The following is a 4,472-nucleotide window of genomic DNA, read 5'->3' on the forward strand; positions in this document are numbered from 1 at the left end:
GGCCGGCGCCCGCCGTGCCCGACGCGCCGGCCGGGGACGAGCGCCTGATCCGCATCCGGTCGGGGGCCCGCGACCGCGAGGTGGACTTCTGGACGGCCGCGCCCGAGGGGTACGGCGACGGCCGCGGCCTGCCCGTCTGCCTGGTGCTGCACGGCGCCGCGGCCACGCCCCGGGACTACGCCCGGCTCGGGCTGGCCCGGTTCCTCACCGACGCGGTACGCCGCGGCGCCCCACCCTTCGCGCTGGCCGGGGCCACTGGCGGCCGGCTCTCCTGGCGCCGCTCCGGCGACGACGACCCGCAGCGGATGGTCCGCGAGGAGTTGCCCACCTGGTGCGCCCGGCGCGGCTTCGACAGTGGCCGGCTGGCCGCCTGGGGCTGGTCGATGGGCGGGTTCGGGGCGCTGCTGCTCGCCGAGGCGTACCCGGGTTGGCTGCGCGCGGTGGCCGCCTTCTCGCCCGCGGTCCGCCCGGGCGACGCGGTCTTCGCCGGCGTGGACCGGCTGCGCGGCACCCCGGTCGGCCTCTGGTGCGGCCGGCAGGACAACTTCCTCAAGGATGTCCGCGCGCTGGCCCGGGCGCTGCCCGAGCCCCCGGTACGCGCCACCTGGGCCGACGGCCGGCACAACTTCGCCTACTGGGGCACCGTCATCCCGGACGCGTTCGCCCTGCTCGGCGCGGCCCTCACCCCGCCCCGGAAAGCGTGACGCCCCCGACCGGGGCGGCCGGGGGCGTCACGTGCACGGATCAGTAGCTGTAGAAGCCCTGGCCGGTCTTGCGGCCCAGGTCGCCGGCCGTGGCCATCCGCTGGAGCAGCTCCGGCGGGAAGAACTTCTCGTCGGCCGTGTCGGTGTAGATGTTCCTGGTGGCGTTGAGCAGCACGTCCACGCCGGTCAGGTCGACCGTGGCCAGCGGGCCCATGGCGTGGCCGAAGCCCAGCTTGCAGGCGGTGTCCAGGTCCTCGGCGGAGATCACGCCGGCCTCGACCAGCTTGACCGCCTCCATGGCGAGGGCGCAGATGAGCCGGGTGGTGACGAAGCCGGCGATGTCCCGGTTGACCACCACGACGGTCTTGCCGATCTCCTCGGCGAACGCCTTGGCCGTGGCCAGGGCCGCGTCGCTGGTCTTGTAGCCGCGGACCAGCTCGCAGAGCTTCATCATGGGCACCGGCGAGAAGAAGTGGGTGCCGACGACCGACTCCGGGCGCTCGGTGGCGGTGGCGATCTGGGTGACCGGGATGGCCGAGGTGTTGGTGGCCAGGACCGCGTCCGACTTGCAGATCTTGTCCAGCGCGCGGAACACCTCGTGCTTGATCTCGATCTTCTCGAAGACCGCCTCGACGACGATGTCCGCGTCGGCCGCCGCCTCCAGCTCGGTGGTCGGGGTGATCCGGGCCAGGGTCGCCTCGACCTCGGACTCCTCGATCTTCCCCTTCTCGGCGAACTTCTGAAGCGACTTCCGGATGCCGTCGACGCCCCGCTTGGTGGCCGCGTCGTCCAGGTCGCGCAGCGTCACCTGCCAGCCCGCCTGCGCCGCCACCTGGGCGATGCCCGAGCCCATCAACCCGGCACCGACGACCGCGAGTCGACCCGCCATCTGCTTCTCCCTCGCTGCGATTGAGTGTCTGCCAGCACCCTAATCAACGAGGCTGAACGGCTGCTAAGGGCCGCCCATCAGATGGCGAGGTCAGGTTCGTCCGGGACCGTGCCGCGGTCCACCTCGACGCCGAGGGCCCGCAGGTCGGCCACGAAGTCCGGATAGCCGCGGTCGACGTGGTGCACGTGGGAGACCTCGGTGACCCCGTCGGCGCAGAGCCCGGCGATGATCAGGCCGGCGCCGGCCCGGATGTCGGTGGCGCGTACCGGGGCGCCGGAGAGGCGCTCGTGGCCGCAGACCAGGGCGTGGTGGCCGTCGGTCTTGATGTCCGCGCCGAGCCGCATCATCTCGTTGGCGAACATGAACCGGCCGTCGAAGATGTTCTCGGTGATCAGCGAGGCCCCGTCGCTGACCGCGGCCAGCCCGATCGCCATCGGCAGCAGGTCGGTGGCGAAGCCCGGAAAGGGCAGGGTGACCACGTCGACGGCCTTCGGCCGGTCGTCCATGCGTACCCGGAAGGCGCCGGCCCGGGTCTCCACCAGGCCGCCGGCCGAGACCAGCTTGTCCAGCGCGACCTCCAGGTAGGCCGGATCCACGCCGGTCACGGTCACGTCACCGCGGGTCATGGCGGCGGCGAACGCCCACGTCCCGGCGACGATCCGGTCCCCCACCGTGGCGTGCCGGACCGGGCGCAGCTCGGGCACTCCGGTGATGTGCAGGGTCGACGTGCCGGCCCCCTCGATCCGGGCGCCCATCCGGTTCAGCATGGTGCAGATGTCGACGATCTCCGGCTCCCGGGCCGCGTTGTCGATCGTCGTGGTGCCCCGGGCGAGCACCGCCGCCATCACCAGGTTCTCGGTGGCGCCGACGCTCGGGAAGTCCAGCAGGATGTCCGCGCCGTGCAGCCCGTCCGGGGCCTCGGCAATCACGAAGCCGTGCTCGCCGGAGATCTCCGCGCCCATCCGGGCGAGCCCGGCGATGTGCATGTCCAGGCCGCGGGAGCCGATGGCGTCCCCGCCGGGATGGGCCACCCGCACGTACCCCCGGCGGGCCAGCAGCGGCCCGAGCACGCAGATCGACGCGCGCAGCCGGCGGACCAGGTCGTAGTCGGCCTCCGCGCCCGGCTGCTCCGGCACGTCGATCACCACCGACCGGGACCGTTCCACCCCGCCGCGGGCCACCATCGGGTCGACCGGGTCGTCGGCGGTGAACCGTACGACGCAGCCGAGCCGGCGTAGCACCTCCCCCATGATGGCGATGTCGGTGATCCGGGGGACGTTGGTGATCACGCTGCGCCCCGGGGCGAGCAGTGCCGCCGCCATCAACTTCAGCGCCGAGTTCTTCGCCCCGACCACGTGCACGGTGCCGGCCAGCCGGGCCTCACCGAGCACCCGGATGACGTCGACGTCGTTGACCGCCGGGTCGCCGGCGTCGCCCGGCCCCACCCCGGCCGGCCAGGCGGCGCGGGCCGGCCGCGCCGGGATCGTCAGGTCCGGTATCCGTAGGCTGTGCGTCATGGCCGTCCACCTCACGCGCATCTACACCAAGGCCGGCGACGCCGGCATGACCAGGCTGAGCAACAACGAGCAGGTACCGAAGACCGATCCGCGGATCGCCGCGTACGCGGACGTGGACGAGTGCAACGCCGCCATCGGCGTCGCGCTCGCCCTGGGGCAGCTCCCCGACGAGCTGCGGGCGGTGCTGGGGTCGATCCAGAACGACATGTTCGACGTCGGCGCGGACCTGGCGACCCCCGTGGAACCGGACCCGAAGTACCCGCCGCTGCGGGTCACCGAGGAGTACGTGGAGCGCCTTGAGGGCTGGTGCGACGAGTACAACGCGCGCCTGAGCAAGCTCGACTCCTTCATCCTCCCCGGCGGCACCGCTGGCGCGGCGCTGCTGCACGTGGCACGGACGACCGCCCGACGCGCCGAGCGTGCGGCGTGGGCGCTGGTCGCGCACGACCCGGACCGGACCAGCACCCTTCCGGCAAAGTATCTCAACCGGCTCTCCGATCTGCTCTTTATCCTGTCAAGAACGGCAAATCCGGATGGTGATGTGCTATGGGTGCCGGGCGGCAAGCGCTGACCGTCGGCGCGCTGCACCATGTGGAGGTCTGGGTACCCGATCTCGCCGCTGCCAGGCATAGCTGGGGCTGGCTCCTCGGCGAACTCGGCTGGACGCCGTACCAGGACTGGCCGGCCGGCCGGTCCTGGCGGCTCGGCCCGACGTACCTGGTCCTGGAGGAATCCCCCGCGCTGAACGGGCGCGCGCACGACCGGCGCGCACCGGGCCTCAACCACCTGGCCTTCCATGCCGGCCCGCCGGCCGCCGTGGACCGGCTGGTCGCCGCCGCGCCCGGGCACGGGTGGGAACTGCTCTTCCCGGACCGGCACCCGCACGCCGGCGGCCCGCAGACCTACGCCGCCTACCTCTCCGACATGCAGGGGTACGAGGTAGAGCTGGTCGCCGACCTCGACTGACGATTCCCGGCGCGCGGGCCCGGGGGGCTGGCCGCCCGCTCGACGCCCCTCCGGGAACGCCGCTGGCCGGCACCCCGTGGGGTGCCGGCCAGCGTTCGTTTGTTGGGGTCAGCTGTTCCAGTGCTGGGCGACGATGTCGGCGGCCTGCTGCTCCCACTGCGCGTACGCATCCGGGTAAGCCGAGACCTGCACGGTCTGGGCGGCCTCGGTCAGCGGCATGCCCTGCCAACCATCAACCTGCTTCAAACCCTTCTCGAAAGCAAGCGTCGAGTACTCGGGGTCGGTGATCTGCTCCGGCGTACCCCAACCACTGGACGGGCGCTGCTGGAACAGACCCAGCGAGTCATGGTCATTCTTGTCGCCGAGGTGACCCAGGTTCTCCAACTTCGACTCCTG

At 72.4% G+C, this 4,472-nt stretch carries 5 protein-coding genes and 1 pseudogene; 3 read left to right on the forward strand and 3 right to left on the reverse strand.

Annotated elements, in window-relative coordinates:
• Positions 1 to 704, forward strand: a 704-nt coding sequence (locus tag B0E53_RS33305) for an alpha/beta hydrolase-fold protein (RefSeq protein ID WP_107079574.1), incomplete at its 5' end; no start/stop codon positions are given.
• Positions 705 to 744: 40 nt separating this feature from the next.
• Here B0E53_RS33305 and B0E53_RS33310 read toward each other — a convergent pair.
• Together B0E53_RS33310 and murA are read right to left on the reverse strand one after the other, a co-directional pair.
• Positions 745 to 1,593: a 3-hydroxyacyl-CoA dehydrogenase family protein gene (locus tag B0E53_RS33310; RefSeq protein ID WP_107079575.1), complete on the reverse strand. Its 849-nt coding sequence runs from the start codon at positions 1,591 to 1,593 to the stop codon at positions 745 to 747.
• A gap of 77 nt (positions 1,594 to 1,670) precedes the next feature.
• Positions 1,671 to 3,110 carry a UDP-N-acetylglucosamine 1-carboxyvinyltransferase gene (gene murA, locus B0E53_RS33315; protein ID WP_107079576.1) on the reverse strand — a complete coding sequence of 480 codons (1,440 nt, stop codon included), beginning with the start codon at positions 3,108 to 3,110 and terminating at the stop codon, positions 1,671 to 1,673.
• On the opposite strand from murA, the gene B0E53_RS33320 reads away from it, so the two are divergent.
• Both B0E53_RS33320 and B0E53_RS33325 read left to right on the forward strand, forming a co-directional pair.
• Complete coding sequence (locus tag B0E53_RS33320; RefSeq protein WP_091318767.1) at positions 3,109 to 3,681, forward strand: cob(I)yrinic acid a,c-diamide adenosyltransferase; 573 nt, start codon at positions 3,109 to 3,111, stop codon at positions 3,679 to 3,681. The two genes, murA and B0E53_RS33320, sit on opposite strands and share 2 nt — an antisense overlap.
• Positions 3,657 to 4,076 (forward strand): VOC family protein, encoded by a 420-nt coding sequence (locus B0E53_RS33325; protein ID WP_107079577.1) that lies wholly within the window; start codon positions 3,657 to 3,659, stop codon positions 4,074 to 4,076. The genes B0E53_RS33320 and B0E53_RS33325 overlap by 25 nt, the downstream gene beginning before the upstream one ends.
• 108 nt (positions 4,077 to 4,184) lie before the next feature.
• On the opposite strand, the pseudogene B0E53_RS33330 reads toward B0E53_RS33325, so the two are convergent.
• A pseudogene (locus B0E53_RS33330) lies at positions 4,185 to 4,472 on the reverse strand (hypothetical protein); the annotation flags it as partial.

Source organism: Micromonospora sp. MH33, assembly GCF_003013775.1.
Lineage (GTDB): Bacteria > Actinomycetota > Actinomycetes > Mycobacteriales > Micromonosporaceae > Micromonospora > Micromonospora fulviviridis.